The 22,206-nt window shown below is 62.2% G+C and carries 17 protein-coding genes; 10 read left to right on the top strand and 7 right to left on the bottom strand.

Annotated features, from left to right (window positions below; all coding sequences use genetic code 11):
- Window position 1 precedes the first annotated feature (1 nt).
- On the bottom strand, window positions 2-2,677 hold the full coding sequence (locus tag ACFPN2_RS33780) for a serine/threonine-protein kinase (RefSeq protein WP_380604994.1): 2,676 nt from the start codon (window positions 2,675-2,677) through the stop codon (window positions 2-4).
- Window positions 2,678-2,729: 52 nt separating this feature from the next.
- Here ACFPN2_RS33780 and ACFPN2_RS33775 point away from each other — a divergent pair, with 52 nt between their 5' ends.
- A complete protein-coding gene (locus tag ACFPN2_RS33775) occupies window positions 2,730-3,542 on the top strand; it encodes a hypothetical protein (RefSeq protein WP_380604992.1) in 813 nt (270 codons plus the stop codon).
- A 47-nt stretch (window positions 3,543-3,589) separates the two neighbouring features.
- Entirely contained in the window at window positions 3,590-5,167 is a 1,578-nt protein-coding gene (locus ACFPN2_RS33770) for an outer membrane protein assembly factor BamB family protein (protein WP_380604990.1), read from the top strand.
- Window positions 5,168-5,170: 3 nt separating this feature from the next.
- On the opposite strand, the gene ACFPN2_RS33765 is transcribed toward ACFPN2_RS33770, so the two are convergent.
- The gene (locus ACFPN2_RS33765) at window positions 5,171-6,241 is read right to left on the bottom strand and encodes a methyltransferase (protein WP_380604988.1); all 1,071 of its coding nucleotides are present in this window, start codon (window positions 6,239-6,241) and stop codon (window positions 5,171-5,173) included.
- 58 nt (window positions 6,242-6,299) lie between these two features.
- Complete coding sequence (locus ACFPN2_RS33760) at window positions 6,300-8,621, bottom strand: HWE histidine kinase domain-containing protein (protein ID WP_380604986.1); 2,322 nt, start codon at window positions 8,619-8,621, stop codon at window positions 6,300-6,302.
- Window positions 8,622-8,730: 109 nt separating this feature from the next.
- On the opposite strand from ACFPN2_RS33760, the gene ACFPN2_RS33755 reads away from it, so the two are divergent.
- From ACFPN2_RS33755 to ACFPN2_RS33720, 8 genes are all read left to right on the top strand, one after another.
- Window positions 8,731-10,353: a bifunctional aspartate transaminase/aspartate 4-decarboxylase gene (locus tag ACFPN2_RS33755; protein WP_380604984.1), complete on the top strand. Its 1,623-nt coding sequence runs from the start codon at window positions 8,731-8,733 to the stop codon at window positions 10,351-10,353.
- 2 nt (window positions 10,354-10,355) lie between these two features.
- On the top strand, window positions 10,356-12,074 hold the full coding sequence (locus ACFPN2_RS33750; protein WP_380604982.1) for an aspartate:alanine exchanger family transporter: 1,719 nt from the start codon (window positions 10,356-10,358) through the stop codon (window positions 12,072-12,074).
- Between the two features lie 55 nt (window positions 12,075-12,129).
- Window positions 12,130-13,044, top strand: coding sequence for an HAD family hydrolase (locus ACFPN2_RS33745; RefSeq protein ID WP_380604980.1), 915 nt, complete (start codon window positions 12,130-12,132; stop codon window positions 13,042-13,044).
- 36 nt (window positions 13,045-13,080) lie between these two features.
- Entirely contained in the window at window positions 13,081-13,761 is a 681-nt protein-coding gene (locus ACFPN2_RS33740) for a methyltransferase family protein (protein WP_380604978.1), read from the top strand.
- 45 nt (window positions 13,762-13,806) lie between these two features.
- On the top strand, window positions 13,807-14,220 hold the full coding sequence (locus ACFPN2_RS33735; protein WP_380604976.1) for a hypothetical protein: 414 nt from the start codon (window positions 13,807-13,809) through the stop codon (window positions 14,218-14,220).
- Between the two features lie 199 nt (window positions 14,221-14,419).
- Window positions 14,420-15,829, top strand: a complete 1,410-nt coding sequence (locus ACFPN2_RS33730; RefSeq protein ID WP_380604974.1) for a S41 family peptidase — start codon at window positions 14,420-14,422, stop codon at window positions 15,827-15,829.
- A gap of 18 nt (window positions 15,830-15,847) precedes the next feature.
- The gene (locus ACFPN2_RS33725; RefSeq protein WP_380604972.1) at window positions 15,848-17,266 is read left to right on the top strand and encodes a sensor histidine kinase; all 1,419 of its coding nucleotides are present in this window, start codon (window positions 15,848-15,850) and stop codon (window positions 17,264-17,266) included.
- The gene (locus ACFPN2_RS33720) at window positions 17,263-17,904 is read left to right on the top strand and encodes a response regulator (RefSeq protein WP_380604970.1); all 642 of its coding nucleotides are present in this window, start codon (window positions 17,263-17,265) and stop codon (window positions 17,902-17,904) included. The genes ACFPN2_RS33725 and ACFPN2_RS33720 overlap by 4 nt, the downstream gene beginning before the upstream one ends.
- Window positions 17,905-17,909: 5 nt before the next feature.
- Here ACFPN2_RS33720 and ACFPN2_RS33715 read toward each other — a convergent pair whose 3' ends face one another.
- The 4 genes from ACFPN2_RS33715 to ACFPN2_RS33700 are packed head-to-tail and all read right to left on the bottom strand — an operon-like array spanning window position 17,910 to window position 22,132.
- On the bottom strand, window positions 17,910-19,094 hold the full coding sequence (locus ACFPN2_RS33715; protein ID WP_380604968.1) for a HupE/UreJ family protein: 1,185 nt from the start codon (window positions 19,092-19,094) through the stop codon (window positions 17,910-17,912).
- Window positions 19,091-20,431 carry a tetratricopeptide repeat protein gene (locus ACFPN2_RS33710; protein WP_380604966.1) on the bottom strand — a complete coding sequence of 447 codons (1,341 nt, stop codon included), beginning with the start codon at window positions 20,429-20,431 and terminating at the stop codon, window positions 19,091-19,093. Before ACFPN2_RS33710 ends, ACFPN2_RS33715 begins: the two co-directional genes overlap by 4 nt.
- On the bottom strand, window positions 20,412-20,657 hold the full coding sequence (locus ACFPN2_RS33705; RefSeq protein ID WP_380604964.1) for a hypothetical protein: 246 nt from the start codon (window positions 20,655-20,657) through the stop codon (window positions 20,412-20,414). The genes ACFPN2_RS33710 and ACFPN2_RS33705 overlap by 20 nt, the downstream gene beginning before the upstream one ends.
- A 20-nt stretch (window positions 20,658-20,677) precedes the next feature.
- Complete coding sequence (locus ACFPN2_RS33700; protein ID WP_380604962.1) at window positions 20,678-22,132, bottom strand: DUF4331 domain-containing protein; 1,455 nt, start codon at window positions 22,130-22,132, stop codon at window positions 20,678-20,680.
- Window positions 22,133-22,206: the final 74 nt, after the last annotated feature.

Here is a 22,206-nt window from a genome sequence, read left to right as displayed (position 1 = left end):
GTCATTGTGCCGGTTGCTTGAGCGCGGCGACTTTGTCGGGCTTGCCCCAGGCTGTGTAGAGTTGAATGAGCGAATCGGCTGCGGCTCGAGTCTGTGCGTGTGTGGCGCCAAGTTGTTTGGCGCGCACTTCATACGAACGAGTCAGCAGCGCTTCGGCTTGGGCATACTCATTTCGTTCGAGCAATAACGTTCCCAGTTCGAAGCGGGTTTTCGCGAGTGACAGATGTTCCTCGCCGAGCTTGGCCACGCGAATGGCCAGTGCCTGCCGTAGTAGTTCTTCGGCGGGGCCGGGCTGGGATTGCTTTCGTTTCAGCGCGGCGTAGTTGGACAGCACGTTCGCATAGTCCGGGTGGTCGGTGCCGTAGGCTTTGGCATAGCCGGGGAGGGCTTTGTCGAACCACGCTTGCGCCCGGTCGAGGTGGCCGGCTTGCATTTCATGGGCGGCGAGATTGCCCATGGTTCGGGCTGTCACAGCGGCATCTTCGCCGGCCTTCGCGCGGCGTACCGCCAGCACCGACTCGAGCAACGGAATCGACTCGTCGAAGCGCTGCAGTCGCCCGAGCGCGTTCGCGACGTTCTCTTTCGAGGTGGCGGTTTCGGGATTGTCCGGTCCGGTCAATCGTTCGTAGCTGTCGAGGACCTTGCGATAGTAGTCGAGCGCCTGCTCGTTCTGTCCCCGCATCCAATGCGATACGCCGATGGCATTGGCCGCCAGGGCCGTGTGCAGATCGTGGGGGCCGAACGCCTTGGAATAGATGTCATAGGCGCGCTGCCCCAGTTGCTCGCCCTTTTCGAAGTTACCTTCGCCGTTGTTCGCGATGCTGGCCAGCGTGAGCAGGGAGTCCGCCGCTTCGGGGCTTTGCGGTCCGAACAATTGTTCGCGCACCGACAACCCTTCCAGCGCGGCATTTTCGGCGGCACCGAACTCACCTTGTAACAACAGGCCCATCGCCAGTTGGTCGAGGCTTTCCGCCACCTCTTTACTGCGCTCGCCGAACACAGCACGACGTGCATCGAGTGCTTCGCGGGTGCGCTGGTCGGCTTCGACGTACTCGCTGCGCTGGTGAAGCAGTTCCGCGAGGTCGTTCAAGCTCGCGGCGACGTCTGGGTCCTGGCTGCCGAGCTGAGCTCGTCGCATGTCGAGCGCGGAGCGGATCAATTGCTCGCCGGGTTCGATCTGTCCCAGACTCACAAACGTGCGTCCGATCGTGTTCTTCACCGCGGCCGCGATGAGCGGTTGATCCTTGAACTCCGCGTCCGCCTTTTGAGCCGCGATATTCAACACTTCTCGGATCGAGACGTCTTTGCCGGTCTTCCAGGGATCGGCGGAGCCCAGAGTCTCCTGCAGGAACGCATTGATCGAATTCGCCTTGGCCGCTTCGGCCGTGGCGCGGTCGCGTTCCTTGGCGATGCGCTGTGCCTGGACGAGTGTCACGACCACGAACGCGACGACCACACCAGCCAGTGCCGCGGCGAAAGCCGTCCCGACGCGATGCCGACGCACGAATTTGCGAGCCCGATACGCTGCACTCGCCGGGCCCGCTTGCAACGGCTCGTGTTTGAGATATCGATCGATATCGAGGGCCAGTTCGTGCGGCGAGGAGTAGCGACGATCGCGTTCCTTCTCCAGCGCCTTCATCACAATCCAGTCGAGCTCGCCGCGCAGTTGTTTGCGAAGTACAACTGGCTCCACGCCACGCGATTGGGCGATTGCCCCGCTGCGATCGCCGAGCCGCGAAACGCGAGCGCTCGGACGCATCGGCTCGCGCTCGCGGATCGCATGACGCAGCTCGATGATCGCGGCGGGTTGCGTACCATCGGCGTCGAACGGGATGACGCCCACAAGAAGCTCATAAAGCAGCGCGCCGAGCGAGTACACGTCGCTGCGCGTGTCGATGTCGATCGCGCCGACGCTCAGTTGCTCGGGACTCGCATAGGCCGGCGTGCCGAGCACGGTGCCGAACTCGGTCAGAGAAGCATCAGTGATATCGCGCGCTGTGGCTTTCGCCAATCCGAAGTCGATGACCTTGGCCAGAGGCTTGCCCGCATGATGGGTGACGAGCACGTTGGACGGTTTCAGGTCGCGGTGAATCACACCTTTCTGATGAGCGTGCTGGACGGCCCCGCAGACTTCCTGGAAGAGCTGTAGCCGCGCCCGCAGGCTCAGCGTGTGCTGATCGCAATACGAAGTGATGCGCGTGCCGTCGACGTATTCCATGACGAGATACGGACGCCCCGCGACGGTGGCGCCGGCATCGAACACCTGCGCAATGCTCGGGTGTTGCATCAACGCGAGCATCTGACGTTCGACCGAGAAGCGCGTGAGGATCTGACGCGTATCCATACCGGGCTTTAGTAGTTTCAAAGCCACGGTTCTTCGTAACGGCGTGTGTTGTTCGGCTTCCCACACTTCGCCCATGCCGCCTTCGCCGACGCGCCGAACGAGGCGATAGGGACCGATCTCCTGGCCGGGCGCAGTCAACGCAGCGTGAGCTTCCGTTGTTTCAGCACCGGAAGCCGATGATCGCATCGTTGCCAGATGGCCGACCGTCGCCAGGCAGGTTTCGCAGATCGAGACATGCGATTGCACGGGCAGGGCGCTGGCCGCGTCCAGTTCTCCAAAAGCGAAAGCAGCGATCACGTCCGCGGCAGGACAGAGAGAGGAGGCGTCGGTCATTGTTTCCTGGACCCCGCTGCGACACTGCGGGCCCTATGATAGCCTACGGTCCATGTCGCTCGCTTCGATTCCAGCGGAACGCGCCTATGAAATAGGGCGCGACACCTATCCCGCAATCGATCTGTCCCGCGACGTTTTCATTATGTTTGCTAATGCTCGGGCCGAGACCTGGAAGGGCAATCCCGACCGGGCCGCCGACATGTATCTCGCCTGCGCCTGCGTCGAGCGGATTCCCGTGGCCATCGCCGAATTCCTGGCGACGTTCGGCGAGCGCATCCCGTTGTATCTGGGCAAGCTCGCCCGCAATGCCGATCTGGTTGCAGAGGTCCGGCAGATCCTGGTCACCCGGTGTGTGATCGGCGATCCCGATAAACCGCCGGCGCTCACGGCGTATAGCGCGACAGGATCGTTGGAAGGCTGGCTGCGGGCCACCGTGGTGCGCGAGGCGTTGGCCATCAATCGCGCTCGGGATCGCAACGAGGGCGAGGTCGAAGCCGCGTTGGAAGCGCAGATTCCCTGGGTCGATCATGAAATCTCTTTGTTCAAACAGATCTATAGCGAGCCGGTGAGCCGGGCATTCGCGACCGCCTGCGCCGGGCTGGCGGCGGAAGATCGAGCCTTGTTACGACTTCACTATGTCGATGGAGTCACGACCGCGAAGCTGGCGACGATGTTTGGGATTTCTCGGGCGACCTTGATCCGACGGCTCGCGGCCACCCGGGAAGCGCTGGTCGATGGGGTCAAGGCGGCGCTCAAAGTGGCGTCCGGGGTCGCCGACCAGGACTTTGAAAGTATCTTGCGGCTGGTGAAGAGTCAGATCGACCTGCGGCTGTCGGCCGTGCTCAAGAGTGTCGAAGACGTGTGAGTCAGGTCGGCAACTCGCTCCTCTAGGAGAAAAGGGGAGGAGTTGCCATGACTGTACGATCGATCCTGGGGCTGGGCTTGCTGATGGCCTCGATGCTCTCGAGCGCTCACGATAGCGACGAGACCTGGTCCAGCGCCGGCTACGACGCTCAGAACACTCGCTATAACAAGGCCGAGCGGACCCTTGGCGTTCACAACGTCGGCCGGCTGGTCCCCAAGTGGCGCTTGCCAACGCAAGGCGATGTGTCGGCAACGCCCGCCGTCGACGCCACCACCGTTTACGTGCCGGATTTCGCCGGGAATTTGTTCGCGGTCGATCGGGACTCGGGCGAGATCCGATGGCAGGTGAACGTTGGGGACCTGACCGGCATTCCTGGTAATCACGCCCGTGCCACGCCTGCGATCAGCGGCAAGTTGCTGATCTTCGGCGATCAGGCCGGTAAGGTGTATTCGCCGGACGGCTGGTTGCTGGCGGTCAACAAAGCCACCGGTGCGCTCGTCTGGAGAACCAAGGTGCCGGGCGGCGGCTTTCCGATCGTCACGCAGTCGGCGGTCGTGAATGGCAACACTGCATATGTCGGCGTCGCTTCTTATGAAGAGGCGCTGGTCCGTTTCGGCTTTCCACTGACGTTCCGAGGCAGCGTGCTCGCGCTGGATGTGCGCACTGGAAAGATTCGCTGGCAAACATATATGGCGCCGCCGGGATACACAGGCAATGCCGTGTGGGGCAGCACTCCGGCCATCGACCCTTCGCGCAACTCTTTATATGTCGCAACTGGAAACAACTATGCCGTCCCGCCTGCCGCGAGCCGGTGCGTCGAGCGCGCGGCGTCGTCGCAGAAGCGCGCCGCTTGCATCGACGACAAGAACTATTTCGACAGTATCGTTGCTCTCGACCTCGCGACCGGCGCCGTCAAATGGGTGCACAAGGCGTTGCCGGAGGATGCATGGAATCTTTCCTGCGGCATTTATTTCATCCCCGGCCTGGAAATCGAAATGCCGGGCTGCCCGGATACCGAAGGCCCGGACTATGACTTCGCTCAAGGCCCGGCGCTGTTCAAGGTGAAGGACTTCAAAGGCAAGTCGCGCGATCTGGTCGGCGCCGGTCAGAAGAGCGGCGTCTATTGGGCACTCGATGCTTCGACCGGCAAAGTCGTGTGGCAAACCCAAGCGGGTCCCGGCGGACTGGCGGGCGGTTTGCAATGGGGCTCGGCGACCGATGGCAAACGGGTTTACGTCGCCAGCTCGAACAGCGAATTCAAGGAATGGCGCTTGCAGGACGGCTCGAGCGGCGGTTATCGCGGTGGCTGGAGCGCGCTCGACGCGACGACCGGCCGCATCTTGTGGCAGACGCCGAATCCGGCCTTCGAGCGCGCCATGGGACCGGTGAGCGCGGCGAACGGTGTCATCTACGGTTGCTCGATGGACGACCAGGGCCACATGTATGCGATGAGCGCGAGCAGCGGCGCAATTCTCTGGGACTTCGTCAGCGGCGCGAACTGTAACGGCGGCGCGACGATCGTGGATGGGATGGTGTTTTGGGGAACCGGCTACGATGCGTTCGCCGCGTCGGGCGGGAACGCATCGCAGGCTTTGTATGCTTTCGGTCTGCCGAAGCGACGCTGATCTTCAACCCGGCCGGCACACGAACATCGTGTGACTGGCCGAGAAACGCTGCAGATCATGCTCGATACTGAATCCCGCACGTTGCACGCAGGCGCGCATGTCCTCGGAGCGATACATCTTGCTGTTGCCATTGGCGAGACATGCGAAGTAGAGCGAAGTCATCGTGAGCACGAAGCGGGCGGCGGCGTGCTCCTGATGGTCCCAATACGTTTCAACGATATAGAGGCGCCCCTGTGCTGACAGGGCGCGCCGTGCGCGTTGGAGAATCGAGACAATCTCGTCCTCGCCGAAACAATCCAGGAACTGGCTCATCCAGATGGCGTCCTGATTGCCCGGGAATTCGCGCGAGGGGTCGAGGAAATCGATGGGGTGATAGCTCGCCCGTGCGCCGTGACCTTTCGCCTCGATTGCTTGCCGAGCGAGTTCGAGCTGACCGGGATGATCGAGCAGGCTGACCTGGACTTGCGGATCGTGCTCGAGGCAGCTGAGGGCGAACTTGCCGGTGTTGGCGCCGACATCGAGCAGCCGTCGCGGCCGCTCCGCGAACACCCGCGGCAGAGCGTTCGGAAACATATGGTCCGAATAATAATGATCGAAGGCGAACCAGCTTTTCTGAACCTGCGGCGGTAGCTGCGTGAGACCCTCGTAGATCGTCTTCCACGGTCCCAGTTCCCTCAGCCCCGCCGGCTTGCCGGTCGTGATGGTGTCGCGCAGATGTGCCATCCCTCGATAGCAAACGTCCGCGGTGAAATCCATGTTGACCCGGGTCATCCGGTCGCGCAGGACCAGGAGCCCGAGCTGGCGCAGATGGAAGCGCTCGCCTTCGATGGCGATGAGATCGGCGACCACGCCGGCTTCGAGCAGCACCTTCACGCCATAGAGGGGCAGGCGCGTGACCTCGGCGATGCGTTCGGCAGTGAGGCCTTCCGCCCTGGACTCCGCCAGCGCTGCCAGCACACCGAGATCCCTCAAGGCGAGCGTGGCATGAAACGACAGTGGCGCGAAGGCGAGCTTCTGGGCATCGATGAGCGCTTCGTAAAGCGGTTTGTCGTCCCGACCCGGTCGTCCCGTCACAATGATCCCCAAGCTTGTTTCAACAACCGGCCGCGATTATCCACGAATCGGCGGCCGGCTACCTGTGGATCGGCAACTTCGCGACGGCGGCCACGATCTGACGGAATTGCACCGGCTTTTGCAATCGTTCGATGGCCTGGAAGGCCGGCGGGATCGCTTCCTGTTCGTAGCCGGTGACGAACACGAAAGGAATGCCGCGATCCTGCAGCATTCCGGCGAGCTTGAACGAGGGGCCCGAGCCGAGATTGATGTCGAGGATGACAGCGTCCGGACAGTGATCTGTCAGCTCGATCAACGCCGCTTCTTCGGTCGGGCAGAGCGCCGCGATTTCTGCGCCGGCTCCCTGCAGCGCCCGCGCGATATCCGTCGCCAGGTAATATTCGTCCTCGACCACTAACACGCGGTATCCGTGGAGCGCCGGTTCATCGGACATGTCGAGCGCGCCGCCGAACACGGTTGCCCGTTGCGGAGCGCCGGTCTCGAGGATGCTACCCCGGTCGTCGAGGGGGAATCTGAGATGACATCGGGCGCCGTCGGTGTCGATAGAAAGATGACCGTGTCCGCCGAGTTCGTAGGGAATGCGTCGTTCGATCAACTCCGTGCCGAAGCCGCGGCGGCGGGATGATTGACTGGCGGGGCCGGAGGGCGGTCCGCCTCGTTCCGACCAGCTGAAGTTGAGCCAGGGCACACCGCGCTCATCGACGCTTGCCCAGCTCACATTGACCTTGCCATTCGGGACGGACAGCGCGCCGTACTTGAGCGCGTTCGTAACGAGCTCGTGAACCGCGAGCGTCAGGACTTCAGCGGTTTTGGCGGAGAGCTCGATCTCGGGACCTTCCAGAACATACTGGCTTTCGTGATTCGCCTGCACGCTCAGTTCGTCGTGAACGACAGTCCAGATGCTCACATTGGCATTGGCGGCGCGGGTCAGCAGGGCCTGCACTCTGGCCAGCGCAAGCAGTCGTCCGCCGATCAGATCGGCATATTCCTTCACGCTACCGGCTCGTTCGCCCGTGCGCGCCGTGATCGATCGGATGATCGCCATGATATTGCGCACCCGGTGTTGAAGCTCGGCGAGCAGCACGCCTTGATGTTCGGTGGCGAGCTTCGCTTCCGTCACATCTTCAGCAATGCCACCGATTCGTTGCACGCGTCCTTGCTCGTCGAACAGCGGGAAGTCGGTGCTCCTGATCCAGCGAAACGCCTGGTCGGAAGGGCGCTGGATCCGGAATTCATGCACGACCGCCTCGCCCCGCCGGGCGCGGGCGATCTGGTCCAGCGCAATGTCCCGGTCCTCCGGCACGATGGTGGCCGCCCAGCGTCTGATATCGCCGAGGAACACGTTCGGCTCGGCGCCGTAGATCTTCGCAATCGCCGGGCTCACGTATTCCATCGAAAGACTGTTCGCATCTCTGATCCAGATCGCGGCGGAGGAGGCTTTGGCGAATTCGCGGAAACGTTCCTCACTGGCTCGTAGCGCCGCTTCGGCTCGTGCGCGCTCGACCGCCGCCCAGGTTCGCTCGGCGACGTCTTCGAGAAGTCGCACTTCCGCCGTGGTCCAATCGCGTGGTGTTTTGGAATGAATGCCGACGATCGCCACCAGCTGTCCGCTCTTGACCAGCGGTACGGCGGTCCAGGCGCGAATGCCGATAGCACGATACGCCGCGCGTTGCGACTCCAACGCCGCGTCTTTTTCCGTGTCCCGATACACCAGCGTGCGCCCGGTGCGATACGCGTCGGCCATGTCCGGTGCGAAGTCGGACAGGCGCATGCGGTCGGGCATTGGCTCCGGATCGCGCTCATAACGTGCGGTCAGCGTGAAGCCATCCTGATCCGCATCGAGCTCGAAGTACGAGGCGCGCATCACGTCGAGGTGCTCAGCCAATAGCTTCATGGCCGCTCTTTGGACGTCGGCTGAATGAGTCAGCGGTCGCATCGCATCGCTGAGCTTCAGCAAGAACGCCTGTCGCTCTTCGCTCTCGCGCAAGGCTGCTTCGGCCAGCTTGCGAGGCTTGATGTCGTCGAACAGAACGGCCAATCGATGTTGTGCCGGCGGGCCGAACGGGAACGCATAGACGCTGTACCAGCGACCGAGCGCATCGGCGCGATGTTCGAAACGCTCGGGCTGCCCGGTCCGCGCGATGCGGCCGTAAGTCTCGAACCAGAATTGCTCGAGCGTGGGCGCCAGGTCGCGGACGCGCTTGCCGATGGCATTGGTGAGCCCGGTCTGCGCTTCGAACGCGGGATTGGCGTCGAGAAACACGTAGTCCACCGGTCGCCCGGCAGCGTCGAAGATCACCTCGATGATGCACAGGCCTGTGTCGATGGAGCGGAACAGCTCGCGCCAATCGCGCTCTATGGATGCCCGGTCGTCGGACATGCGCCCTCGGAATCGGATGTCTATTGAGAATGTCGGCTCAGACGAACTCTACAACCGAGGGGCCCTAGGTCCAATTGTCTGTATCCGATTCCCTGGCGAACTCTGTGACATGAGCGCCGGACCCCACGAACTCGACGAGCTCAGCCCCTTTCAGCTCAAGGACCGGCTGATTCGTTATGCCAAGGCGGAATGCGCGAGCGGCGCCGCGGCCCACAAATTCCTCAACGCCGGCCGCGGTAATCCGAACTGGGTGGCAACTACACCGCGCGAAGCATTTTTCCTGCTGGGTCAGTTCGCGCTCGCCGAATCGAAGCGGATCTGGGATGAACGCGACATCGGCGGCATGCCGGAGGCCGCGGGAATCGCCCGCCGGCTCGATTCATTCCTCGCCTCGTCGCAATCGAGCCCGGGCTCGATTCTGCTGCGCGCGGCGATCGAGTACGGCGAGTCGGAGCTTGGCTTCAATCCCGATGCATTCGTGCACGAGCTGACCGATGCGGTCATCGGCGACAACTATCCCGAGCCCGACCGGATGCTCACGCACGCCGAGCGCGTCGTGCAACGTTATCTCGCCAAGACGATGTGCGATGGGCGTCCGCCGACGGGCACCTTCGATCTGTTTGCGGTTGAGGGCGGCACGGCGGCCATGTGCTACGTATTCTCGAGCCTGCGCGAGAACCGTCTGCTTCACACAGGGGACACGATTGCGCTCGGCACGCCGATCTTCACGCCTTACGTCGAGCTGCCGCGCCTCGAGGAATTCTCTTTCTCTGTCGTCGAGATCGCGCAGAGCCGGATGGCGGATCGACACCACGCCTGGCAATACAGCGATGCGGAGATCGACAAGCTCGCCGATCCGACCATCAAAGCGTTCTTTCTGGTCAACCCGTCGAATCCGGCGTCGTTCGCCATGCATCCGGACACGCAGGCGCGCCTGGTCGAGCTCGTCAGAAACAAGCGACGCGACTTGATCATCCTGACCGACGATGTCTACGGAACGTTCGCGCCGGGGTTCCGCTCGCTGGCGGCCGATCTGCCGCACAACACGATCCTGGTCTATTCGTATTCGAAGCATTTCGGGTGTACTGGCTGGCGACTCGGCGTGATCGGTGTCCATCAACAGAATCTGTTCGACGAGCGAATCGCGGCCTTGCCCGAGCGCGATCGAGTGGCTCTGCGCCAGCGCTACGGTTCCTTGACGACAAATCCCGACGGCCTGAAGTTTATAGACCGGTTGGTCGCCGATAGTCGCGACGTCGCACTCAATCACACGGCGGGGCTGTCGCTGCCCCAGCAGGCGCAGATGACCCTGTTCTCGCTGTTCGCCTTGCTTGATCGCGACGACGCGTACCAGAGTCGATGCCGGCAGATCGTCCAGGAGAGATTGGCTGCGCTCTCGAAGGGCCTCGGTCTCCATATTCCCGCAGATCCGCTGCGCGTCGCTTATTACGTCGATCTCGATCTCGCCGTCTGGGGCCGACAGGCGATCGGCGAAGATTTCACGCACTATGTCGCCGCTCATCACGCGCCTCTCGATCTCGTCATTGACCTGGCGAAGAGGCACGGGTCGGTTCTTTTGAATGGTTCGGGCTTCGATGGCCCGCCGTGGTCGGTGCGTGTTTCGCTCGCGAATCTGGACGCCTCTGCCTACGAAGCGATCGGGCGCGATCTGAAGGAGATGGCACAGCGTGCGCTCGCCGAGTGGCAAGCTGCGAAGGGGCAGGGGCGCTGAACGTGGCGGGACTCTTTCAGTTTCTCCACGGCGAGCCGTTCTTCACAATCTTCGGTGTGGTCGCGTTGGGGATGTGGCTCGGCGCGAAAAAGATCAAGGGCATCGCGCTCGGCTCGGTCGTTTGCATCATCCTGGTCGGTCTGGTGACCAGCGTCTGGGCTTACAACGCTGCACGTATTTCGCTCGCGCTTCCGGAAGTGCTCCAGACGGTGTTCTTCAATCTGTTTATTTTTGCGATCGGCGTGAAGATCGGTCCGCAGTTTTTCTCGGGCCTGGAGCGTGACGGCTGGCATCTGGTGGCACTCGGGTTGATCGTCGCCGCGCTGGCACCGGCGTTGGCCTTTGCGTGCGACTGGTTGTTCGATTGGCCGGAGGGCGCGGTCGCCGGCGTGCTGGCAGGCTCCAACAACTCGTCCGCATCCTTCGGGGCGGCAACCGCCGCTGTGCAATCCGGTGGACGTGAGATCGCATCGGACAGCTCGGTCAAGCTCGTGACCGGTGCGTTGTCCGCTGCCTTTGCGCTTTGTTACACCGTGAGTCAGGTGCAGTTCGTGCTCCTGATGAAGCTGCTACCGAAGTTCGCACGTTTCGACGCGCCAGCCGAAGCGCAGGCGTTCGAGAAATCGATGCGTGGAGAGCACACGGCGCCGCTGCCAGGAACGGTCGAAGCTGGTGAGGTTGCCGATGTATCTGTCGCGGTTCGCGCCTATCGCGTCGAAGCTTCAACTATCGGCGGGCGAACGGTCGCTGAGATTCGTGCTAAAGCGCCGCGCGTGTCTATCGAGACGGTGCGGCGTGAGAATCGCTGGTTGACGCCGGAAGAGACATTGAAGCTGGAGCCCGGTGACGAGGTGGTGGTGGGCGCACCCGTCGCGGCACAGGTGCGAGTGCGCGAAGCCCTTGGGCCGGAGATCCCAGACGTTGAGGCGCGCTCGCGAAATCCGGTGCACACCGTCGATGTCGTGGTTGGTCGGCGCGACGTCGCCGGTCGTACGTTGCCCGAGCTTCTTACCAGTCTCGGCCCGGGGCTCTATCCGAATGCGTTGTTTCGAGCCGGCGCGGAGCTGCCGATCAGCGCCGGAACGAAGTTGAAGATGGGCGATGTGATTCGCGTCACGGGCGCCGAGTCGAACCTGGCGTGTCTCGGCAAAGAAGTCGGGCAGGTGATTCGAGCGTCCCACATTTCAGATGTGCTGACGCTCGCCCTCGGTCTGCTCGTTGGCGCCGCGCTCGGCGCGATCCCGGTGCCGTTGTTTGGTATCAGCATCAGCTTTGGAGCCGCGGCGGTGCTGGTCACGGGCATTGTCTTCGGCTGGCTGAAGACGAGACATCCCGCGCTTGGCGGGCCGATTTCCGAAGGTGGCCGCAGTCTGCTCGAAGTCCTCGGGTTGAACACGTTCACTGCGGTGCTCGCGATCAACTCGGGTCAATCGGTGTACGAAGTGATGCATGGCGGGCCGGTCTGGTCGCTCATCCTCGGGTGTCTGGTGATCAGCGCCGTCCCCGCACTCATCGCCTGGTGGATTGGTCGGCACGTGCTGCATATGAACCCGGCGCTGTTGATGGGCGCCATCGCGGGCGCGCGTCAGAACACTTCGTCGATGCAATCGGCGCAGGAACAATCGCACTCCGCGGTGCCCGGGATCGGCTACCCGGTCCCGCTCGCCATTACTACCGTCGCGCTGTCCGTGGTCGCCTATCTGTTTGCCTTGTTTGTTTGATGAGGGGCCCACCGATGCTCGCAACCCTTTCGCGCCCTGTGAGGAGATCTCGGTCATGAGCGATCCGCTGCAATCTTGGAATGACGGCCCCGTCAAGGCTTCGATCGTCGAGTTCGTCGCGCGAGTGACGAATCGGGGCAGCTCGGATCATGTGCCGCCCGCCGAACGTATCGCCGTGTTCGATAACGACGGCACGCTGTGGTGTGAGCAACCGCTGCAGGTTCAGGTGTTCTTCGCGCTCGATCGCATGAAACATCTGGCGAGAAAAGATCCTTCGCTGGCGCAGCGGCAGCCGTTCAAGGCGTTTCTGGAGCACGATCTCAAAACGATCGCTTCTCTTGGGAAGCGCGGCGCGTTCGAGTTTGCGTTCATGACCCACGCCGGGATTTCGGAGGAGGGGTTCGATGCGCTGGCGCATGCCTGGCTCGAAGAAGCGCTTCATCCGAAACTGGGTCGCCTGTTCAAGCGCTGCGTGTTTCAGCCGCAGATCGAGCTGATGAACTATCTACGTGACAATGGCTTCAAGACGTTCATCGTCTCCGGCGGCGGCATCGATCTGATCCGCGCCGTCTCGGAAGAGGCGTACTCGATTCCTCGCGAGCAGGTGATCGGATCGAGTCTCAAGACCCGGGTCGATACGCAGAACGGCATCCTCACGCTCATCAAGCTCTCCGAGCTGGGCACGTTCGACGATCGCGAAGTAAAAGTCGAAAACATCGGCCTGCACATCGGCCGCCGTCCCATCTTCGCCTTCGGCAACTCCGACGGCGATCTCGCCATGATGCGCTACACGCTCGCCGGCCCCGGCTCACGCCTCGCACTGCTCCTACATCATGACGATGCCGCTCGAGAGTTTGCTTACGACCGTGACTTCAAGCTCAGTCCTCTCAGTGAGGCGTTGGATAAGGCCGCGAGTTATGGGGTGCGGGTGGTGAGCATGAAGCGGGATTGGGGGAAGGTGTTTATTTAAGCGTAACATGCGTCATCGCTCGACCGAGGATGACGGATGAACCGCTCGCTTCAGCGCAGAGTCGCTATCAGGTTCCTGCAGCTGCCGCTGATCACGGGGGTGTTGCTGTTTCCGGCCGCCGGTACGTTGAGGTGGTGGCAGGGGTGGCTATTCATCGGTGTGTATTTCCTGGGCACACTGGCCCTCACCGTCTATCTGGCGGTCGCGGATCCGAAGCTTCTCGAGCGACGAATGAACGCCGGGCCGGGCGCGGAGAAAGAGAAATCGCAGAAGATCATCATGGTGGCCGCCATGATGTCGTTCGCGCTCACGCTGGTGCTGCCGGCGATCGATCATCGGCTGGGCTGGTCGCATGCCACTGGCGGGGTGGTCATCCTGGGAAATCTGCTGATCCTGCTGGGGCTGCTGGGAGTCGCGTGGGTGTTCAGGGAGAACACGTTTGGGGCCTCGACGATTCAAGTGACGGAGGGGCAGAAGGTCATTTCGACCGGGCCGTACGCGATCGTTCGTCATCCGATGTATAGCGCCGCTCTGGTGATGCTATCGGGCATTCCGCTGGCGCTGGGCTCGTGGTGGGGCTTGCTGACGGTGATTACCAACGTCGCCGTGCTGGCCTGGCGGTTGCTCGAAGAAGAACGGTTTCTGCTCAGGAACCTGGCTGGGTACAGTGACTACGCGCAAAGGGTACCGCATCGGCTTTTCCCGTTCGTCTGGTAGCCGCATACTGTTCTGGCAGGGAAACATCAATATCAAGGAGTGAGCGTGCGAGCGATATTTCTGGTGGCTTCAGTTGCTTTGATGCGCGTGGCGACCGCGGAGCAGTGTCCGGCGGGATTTGAGGAGTTCATCGGGGCCTTCGAGAGCAGTGCCGAGTTTCAGGTGGCGCACTCGAAATATCCGCTGAGCTATCGATACCTGGACGTCGACTCCGGCGGCGAGCCGAAGTCCGTTCAGGTGGCGGTGACGCGGGACAATCTGGGCGAGTTTGCCGCCGTTCAGTTTCCTTCGTCGGCCCAGCGTGCGCAGGAGTCTATTCAGCAAGCTGTAACTGCTCCGAATGCGAAGACCCGTATCGTCCGGCTGTGGCTGGAGAACTCGGATTTCGAGATCAAGTATGTGTTCGAGAAGACGTCGGCTTGCTGGCAGTTGATCCGCGTGGAGGACGGGGTGTCATAACAAGCGCCACTAGTTCGAAAGAACTAGCCCGCGTACGACCTTCCGTGCCCGCCCGATAGCCGTCCGGCTGATTTGCGGAAGCGTCGTCGCAACTACAGTGGCCAGTGTCGCGTCCCGCGATGCTGTTGCAGTTCTCATGATGGCCACGAAAATCCTCTCTGGAAGTTTATTACTTTCGGTGTGCTCGTCTCTGTTTCTCATGAACGCCCCGACCGAAGCGGCGCCAGTCGTGCGCCCGTTTCAGGTAAACGTCTTCCGGCCCGCGCTGGTGAATGACGTGCACGCGCCGGACGCTGAAGGTCTCTGGCGCTTCAATGGATATGGCAGCCTGTTCGAGGTGGGCCACTGGCGGGGCGACGTCAATGTTTACAACCAGGCGGGCAATCTCTGCTGGCGCGACCCGGCAGCGTCGGGCGAGGAGGCCAACAATCTCATCGCCTACGTCGCGAATTCCCGTTGGCCCGCCCGCACCGCCTTCGCCAACACGCCGGATGGCACGCAGTTCCACGTCGAAAAGGTGCAATCCGTGCCGGCGGCGTGCCTCGCCAATCGCAACACGCCGCTCTACATCTTCGACGCTGTTACAACGTCGTTCGTCGACTTCTATCCGTACAGTGTCGAGCGACAGGTCGATTGGTCGGCGCGCCGGGCACGGTTGAGGCCGCGGGCTGCGGCGGCGAAGAGCGATCAGGAGCTCAAGGCTATCCTGGTCGAGTTCATGAAGGGGCTGGAGGATCCGCACACTGGCATCAATGGGATGGTCGGTGACGAGCCCTTTGAAATCGGCTCGCAACCCGGCAAGCCGACCTTCCGCGCGCTGCGAGCAGAGTTCGCCCGGCAGACCGAGTACACCGATTTCTTCGAATGGCTCGCGGTGTGGAGAGCGGCTGACGATGAGAAGGTCTTTGCAAAGTTGAATCCCGCCACGCGCACGCGCGCGTTGAACGGTGCGGTGATGTGGGGCGTGCTGGACGGCAACGTGGGCTACCTGTCCATCGGGCAGATGATGGGATTCGAGCCGGGCGCCAACATTGCGAGAGAACGTGAGCTGATCGGGCAGGTCATGGATGAAGCGCTGGGCGAGCTGCGGACCACCGATGCGCTGGTGCTCGATATCGCCGCCAATCTCGGGGGCTACGCGCAAATCGCCAGCGATATCGCCGGCCGGTTCGCCGATCGACGCCGCCTCGCATACACTACGCACGCGCCTCGCGCTCGCGGGGTTGCACCTCAGCCGTTCTATACAACCCCGGCAGGACAGGTTCGTTATCGCAAGCCCGTGCTGCTGCTGACCAGTGATGTCACCGTGAGCGCCGGCGAAAAATTCACCTTGATGATGCGTGTATTACCAAACGTCGTGCAGGTTGGACGGGCCACTCAGGGCGCGCTGGCGGGCGGCCTGGGCAAGGGCTTGCCCAACGGGTGGGAGTTCGGGATGCCGAACGAGGTGACTCTCGATGCCTACGGTCAGCGTCATGAAGTGACCGGCATCCGGCCGGATTTGGAATTCGACGTTTATCGTGTGGGCAGAACCGTTGAGGGTCGCGTGCGAGCGGTGTTACGTGCCGCGAGATTCGCGAGTGGCGATTCATACACAACGGCTTGGTAGTCGAGAGTCGGTTCCCGCGTGTCTTTACAGATTTTCTTGCGCAGACGCGGGCTGTTCGTCAAGTTCCTGCTGACGTACGTTGCGGTGTGTGGCGCGGCGATTGCGATCGTTGGAGCCATCGACGTTCAGCTCGCTGACGGTCGGCTACGGAACGATGTTCGAACTCTGTTCGCGGGCATCGATGGACGATTCTTCGAAACGACAACGCGCGGGGTCGATCTCACCGATCCCGTCGCGTGTCGCGAGAGGGCGAACGCAGTCTTCTGGCGTGTCGTCGAGCGCGGCACCGGCCAGGTGTCGGACTTCGCCGCCATGCTTTCCTATTTCGCCACCGGACAGCTGCACGTCGTGTTCGCTTCGGAGGGGCGTGCGCTGTGTGCGAGCTCGCCCGGTCCCAGTCCCTTGCTGGCAAAGGCTCTGAGCAGAGCGCTTGAATCTCCATCGCGTGAGACCTTGTTGCGAGAGGGTAGCGATTGGGCCGTGGTCGCGCGGTTTGAGCCGGGCGGCACCGCTCCACAAATATTCATTGGAGTGCACTATCTGCCCGAGTGGACCACCGGTCCGACCCTTCCTTATGACTTGCTCCGGACCGTAGTTTTCGTGAGCGTGCTTGGCGTTTGCTTCGGCACCGTGTGGATCTGGCTGCTGCTGCGTCGGATCGAGCGTGCGACGCAGGCCGCGGATCGCTGGGCGAGCGGGAATCTGTCCGCACGGATCCGCGATTCAGCGAACGATGAGATCAGTGCGTTGGCGGAGCGGTTCAATCGCATGGCGGATGCGCTCGCTCGTACCATTCAGACGGAGAAAACATTGAGCGTGTCGATGGAGCGGCAGCGGATTGCTCGGGACCTGCACGACACCGCCAAACAACGCAGCTTCGTGCTCGGTCTCAAGCTCACCGAGCTCGAACATGACGCGCAGGGCCAGGGGGCGCTGCTGCAGATCGTCGGCGAAGCCCGGCGGCTCGCCGATCACCTGCAGCAGGATTTGGTCGATGCCGTTTCCGGTTTCAGTCTGCCGGTCGTGTCCGAGCTTGGATTGCGCGAGGCACTGACGCGCAACGTCGACGATCTGCTCGTCGGGTCGGCGATCGAATGGACTCTGGATTTGCCGGGTGAAGTGGAAGTGGCGATTGCACCGCTGGCGGCCCAGGAGCTGCTGATGATTACTCACGAAGCGGTTGCCAATGCGCTTCGGCACAGTGGCTGTCATCGGATTCTAGTAAGTTGTCAGGCCGTCGCGGAGGCGCGCTGGCGCTGGGGCGTCGAGGACGATGGCACCGGTTTCGACCCACGCCACGCGCCAGCGGGCATGGGGCTCGCCAATCTGCGCTGGCGCGCTAGCGCGTTGCCGGAGGGAGAGTTCGTCATCCGTTCGGACTCCACGGGCACGCGCATCGAGGTCACGTTTACATTGCAAACGCGGGAAATCGTATGAGCACGTCGATCCTAATCGCGGACGATCACGCGGTAGTGCGCGAGGGGCTGCGTGGGTTGCTGAGACTCGAGCCGGAATTTGTCGTCGTCGCCGAAGCAGACGATGGCGAAAGCGCCGTGACGCTGGCCCGCCAGCACCGGCCCGATATCGTGCTGCTCGATTTGCTGATGCCTGGCATCGGCGGTGTGGCTGCTACCCGCGGGATCAAAGCGGCGAGCCCGGAGAGTCATATCATGATTCTCACGTCCTCCAATGAAGATGAGCATGCGTTTGCGGCTATCGAAGCGGGGGCGCAATCCTTTCTTTTGAAGTCCATGCGTGGTGAGCATCTGTTACAGGCGATTCGGTCTGCGAGTGCCGGCGAGTCCACTCTGCACTCCGCCATCGCGCGGCGGATCCTGACAGCGATGCGTCAGCCGCAGACGGGTCCGTTCGCCGATCTGACGGAGCGGGAGCTGCAGGTCCTTCGTAGTCTCGCGCAGGGCGGCAGCAATGCGCAGATCGCCGCTGGCCTGGGTATCAGCGAGAAAACTGTCAAAGTTCATTTGAGCAATGTGATGTCAAAGCTGCAGCTTTCCGGCCGCACGCAGGCGGTGGCCTTCGCCTGGCGCGAGGGATTGATGGACGATGAGCCGTAGGCAAGCTATCCGATGAGCGCTGCCAGGGAGATTCCCATTCCACGCTCCAGTGACCAGGCGAGTCCGACGGTTGCGATGATTAGGGCTGCGGTCGGCATGAACGTTCGCTCATAGAAGACGTGGCGTTGCGCATATCTGATCAGAGGCAATGCGAGGAGGACGATTGCGAACTGTCCCAGCTCGACGCCGATGTTGAATGCGAAGAGAGATAACGCCAGCGAGCCGGACGGCAATTGCATGTCTGCGAGCACGTTGGCGAAACCGAAGCCGTGGATGAGGCCGAAGCTGAAGGCGATCCAGGCTGCCGGTCGTGAGATTGCGTATCGCAGGCGCAGTCCTGCCACCACGATTGAGAGAGCAATGGTCGTTTCGATCAGGCGCGGTGGTAGCGAGACAATTTTTAAAGCTGCGAGCGATAGTGTAATGCTGTGTGCGACGGTGAAGGCGGTGACTAATGTTACGACATCCTTGAGCATCGGGGCCCAGTCGGCCGCCGGACCTCCGTCACGTGACGCGCGCAGACCCGTGAGGAGCGGTAGAGTCACGCCATCCTTGGGCACGGGTACATCACGTGAGCGTAGGCCGGCGGGTAATAGCAGGGCCAGCAGAAACAGAATGTGATCGATGCCGATCCAGATGTGCCACACGCCTTCGCGAGCCATCATGCTGAACTGTTGCACCAGGCTCGGTGCGCCGCTCGATAGCACTGCACGACTGTTCTGCGGCGAGAGTGCGAACGTCTGCGGTGCGCCCGGACCGCGGAGTGCGATCAGGCCTCGATGAGTCGCATCGATATCAAACAACAAGGAATAGTCGAGAGTCCACGGCGCGACATTGCGCTGACAGGTCACAGTGAGGGGCAATACGGTGTATGTGCCATCGCTTAGATCGTCGACGAGCTGCGTTCCCGCGTGAACTTCGCACGGAGATTCGTGCGAAGTAATCGCCAACCTCGCCAACGCATAGTTGGCAATCTCCGCGTGCCGTGTGCGCACCTCGCCCCAAGTGATCTTTCCATTGCCATCGCGATCCAGACCGATGGCAGGTTCGAGATCGCGCAGCGCGATCCGCCACTCGCCGGTGAAGCCGTGTTCGGTTGGCGTGAGCTGGAGGTAGCTGTCGCTCGGTTTGTGCGCGAAGGCGTGAGGAGCGAGCAAGACCAGAAGCGTGATGACAACAAAGTGTCTCATGGCCGTGGTTCCAGCTGCATCTGGCCATATTGGGCAGGATGCCTAGACGGTGCGGGCGCGCGAGCTTGCAGGAGACCACTCTGGGCAGGATGCGCAAATGGTGTGGGCGCGGGAGCACGCGGAAGGCCGTGCTGAGAAGGGGGCTCGGATGATGGTGCCGGCGCCGGTAGGCGCAACGGCACGAGCAGCGCCGACAGGCGCACATCCTCCAATCCGCGCTCGCGAACAAACGTCGCCACAGGCGAGGCGGCGGCTGGGCGGCCGGCCGCAATGGCGGCCCGGACGGCGATCAGTGCATCGGCGGGTTCGCGCTGGCTGCGCCAGTTAATAAGAGCGGCATCGAGTGCCGCCGATGCCTTGCCTTCGATATCGAGCAGGAACCTGGCGTAGTCGCGCGTTGGAACGAAGTCACCGCGGCGTTGATGAGCGGCGTATTGCTCACGAATCTTCTGCGCCAACGCGCTAGCGTTCGGCGTATTCATCGCCCGCGCCGCAAGCGCAGCTCGTAGCAGCAAGTCCGCGTACTCGGGATAGCGCTCGAAAAGCGCGATCACCTCGCCGTATTCACGCTGCTCAAGCAGAAAGTCAGCAAAGGTGAGCAAAGTATAGGCATCTGCACCGGCGGCAGAGAGTGCGACGGCATAGTGCTGACGCGCAGCGTCGACATCTCCGAGCCGCGTCGAAATATCGGCGAGCGTCAGCTCGATTTCCTTGCGCTGACGGGGTTCCATGCTGCCGGCCCGATCACGTACCAACAGCAATTTTCGGTAAGCATGGGACGCCTCACCGCGGAGGCTACTAACCCGACTCATGCAATCCACCGTGATCAACGGTTCAACCAGCAAGGCGAGGCTGCGGCAATCCGTCGCCGCTGCGGCGTAATTTCCTTGCACTTGATAGATCGCTGCACGAGTCAACCGCGCCTGAGCGTTCCGAGGGTCGAGTGTGAGGGCATGATCGAGATCGACGAGTGCCGCCTCGAACAGATGGTTGTGCTGATGAATCTGCGCCCGGATGAGAACCACAGGCAGCGGCGCATCCTTAGCCGCCCACCAGGGCCCGAGCGCCGACTGTGCGTAACCAAGATAACGCGGATCGCCGGTGGTGCGAGCCGATTCGACGTCAGCGGCAGCCTGAGTCAAGGCACTTTGCAGATCACGCGGGCGTATCGTTGCCACACGCGTACCCACCGGAACAGTTGCGAGCACGGCCGCATCCGATGTTGGCCGATACGGTGCCGCTCGTGCTTGCGCCGATGAGAGCGCGAGGTTCAGAAGAACCAAGGCGGCGAAGAGGTGCCGCCCTGGTGTGACGCTGTTATTTCTGAAGTACGTCATCGAACGAAGTCTCGTCCTCGTCGAACTCGAACTGTCGGTCGTTCACGTCCGTGGGCTCGGCCGTGTTCGAGGTCTGCGTGAATTGAGCCTTGATGAAGGGCGTGAACGCAGTGCCGGTCGCGCCGGCGGGAGGTGAAGGAGTGCCGCCGCTACCTTCATACCCGCCGCCACCGCAGCCGGCGATGAGCAACGCGACCAGAATCAGAGATCTGCGATTGGAGATCATGATCGTGTTCCTTCCATGAGTTACATGGCGCCAGGATTCGGCGAGCGCAGATAGGGGAAGCGCTCATCGAAATCGGCAGCGCTCACTGCCGTGCCATCCGTCAGCGGTGCTGTGTTGTTGGGCGCGACGGTCGCATCGGGAATCAGCGCGCCCATGGCAACGCGCAGTTCGATGTCGACCACGTCGTCGCCAGGACGACGGCCGTTGGGGAAGCCGGAGGTATCACCGCCCAGTACCCCCAGCGTGTTTTGATTAGCAGAAGGTTTCGCAGCGATGCTGGTATTCAATCGCATCATCTCCGCCGGCCGAACGCTGGCCGGCTGATTCAACCCCTGCACGCCGGTGAGAAACGCCGCGACCAGATCGGTGCGGGGGAACAGGTTCGGCGCCACAGCCACGCCTTTGAACAGGATCTCGAGCAGCTCCGGCAACGTCGGGTTGGTGACATACGTGGCGAACTGCGCGTCGTCGCGCGGTTGGCTGGCGTTGAATCGATCTTTGTCTTTGAGGCCGATGACGACCTCGTTGACCAGCGGCGCGCTCAGGCGTGACACCTGGGTCCATGCGCCACCCGTGATCTGCGGGCGGCGATTGTTATCGAAGATGGGATTCGGATTGAGGATGCGAGCCTGCCGCATGCTCGCCGTCGTCCACGCGCCGATGACTGGATCGTTGTTACGAGTCAGGCACGAGGTCGGCACCTCGAGCGCCAGCGTAGTGATGTTCTGATTGCCGATAGGATTGGGAATAGCATTCGGCGGACCCAGGGGATTCAGATTCACCAGATCGAACACCGGGCCCAGATTCACCGCGAACCCTTCCTTGCGCTGACCGACGAAGGCCCGGCCGCTGCCGCAGCCTGGAATCACGATGTCGTAGATATGATCGCGGGCGTAGCTTTCGTAGTCGGCCACGGATTTGGTGCCGATGTAGTCGGCCGGCTTGCGGAACCGCGTTTCACCGGAATTCGAGGTGACAGAGCGTGAGTTGCCGGTGCGGCGATTGCCGCGAATGAAGTCGATGGTGTAGGTCTGACGCACGTTGAGTGCGCCTGTGCCGTTCTGATCCGGACCGATGCCGCCGATGTTTTTGAGCGGCACGGACACCATGCGATCGCCGGCCTGCACCTTGAGATCCGCCACCACATCGGCGAAGTTGAAGCGGAACGTCAGGTCCTCGCGGGCGTCGCCGTCGTTGTCGACATGGATTTCGTAGATGGCATCCGATTCCAAATCGAAGTAGTTCGGCCCGCCATACGGATCTTGCAGGGGCAGATAGTTGGCAATCAGCGTGATGAAGCCGTCACGGCCGGCCTCGTAGCTGCGGAACATATAAAAGTCGGTGCCGTCGACGCGCGGCATCGTGGTGATGAAGGGAGCTTCCCGGTGGCTGGAAGCCTGGGCCGGCATGCCGGCGATTAGCGCAGTCCCCACCGCGAGGGCGGCAAGCACGGACCGGCGTACTGAACTGCTCATGTGAGGTATCCTCCTGGCGAGCTGAACATAAGATGCGATCTGCGGAGGGGAGTACGGGACGAGACGGGGCGGCG

Origin of the sequence: Steroidobacter flavus, assembly GCF_042651805.1 — a bacterium.
GTDB classification, from domain to species: domain Bacteria; phylum Pseudomonadota; class Gammaproteobacteria; order Steroidobacterales; family Steroidobacteraceae; genus Steroidobacter; species Steroidobacter flavus.
Note: the sequence above shows the minus strand (reverse complement) of the source record. Positions and strands in the feature narration are given on the sequence as shown.

Coding starts and splice junctions, on each gene's coding strand:
- ACFPN2_RS33780 (WP_380604994.1), bottom strand. CDS start 2,677: ATGACCGACGCCTCCTCTCTCTGTCCTGCCGCGGACGTGATCGCTGCT.
- ACFPN2_RS33775 (WP_380604992.1), top strand. CDS start 2,730: ATGTCGCTCGCTTCGATTCCAGCGGAACGCGCCTATGAAATAGGGCGC.
- ACFPN2_RS33770 (WP_380604990.1), top strand. CDS start 3,590: ATGACTGTACGATCGATCCTGGGGCTGGGCTTGCTGATGGCCTCGATG.
- ACFPN2_RS33760 (WP_380604986.1), bottom strand. CDS start 8,621: ATGTCCGACGACCGGGCATCCATAGAGCGCGATTGGCGCGAGCTGTTC.
- ACFPN2_RS33755 (WP_380604984.1), top strand. CDS start 8,731: ATGAGCGCCGGACCCCACGAACTCGACGAGCTCAGCCCCTTTCAGCTC.
- ACFPN2_RS33745 (WP_380604980.1), top strand. CDS start 12,130: ATGAGCGATCCGCTGCAATCTTGGAATGACGGCCCCGTCAAGGCTTCG.
- ACFPN2_RS33740 (WP_380604978.1), top strand. CDS start 13,081: ATGAACCGCTCGCTTCAGCGCAGAGTCGCTATCAGGTTCCTGCAGCTG.
- ACFPN2_RS33730 (WP_380604974.1), top strand. CDS start 14,420: ATGAACGCCCCGACCGAAGCGGCGCCAGTCGTGCGCCCGTTTCAGGTA.
- ACFPN2_RS33720 (WP_380604970.1), top strand. CDS start 17,263: ATGAGCACGTCGATCCTAATCGCGGACGATCACGCGGTAGTGCGCGAG.
- ACFPN2_RS33715 (WP_380604968.1), bottom strand. CDS start 19,094: ATGAGACACTTTGTTGTCATCACGCTTCTGGTCTTGCTCGCTCCTCAC.
- ACFPN2_RS33710 (WP_380604966.1), bottom strand. CDS start 20,431: ATGACGTACTTCAGAAATAACAGCGTCACACCAGGGCGGCACCTCTTC.
- ACFPN2_RS33705 (WP_380604964.1), bottom strand. CDS start 20,657: ATGATCTCCAATCGCAGATCTCTGATTCTGGTCGCGTTGCTCATCGCC.
- ACFPN2_RS33700 (WP_380604962.1), bottom strand. CDS start 22,132: ATGAGCAGTTCAGTACGCCGGTCCGTGCTTGCCGCCCTCGCGGTGGGG.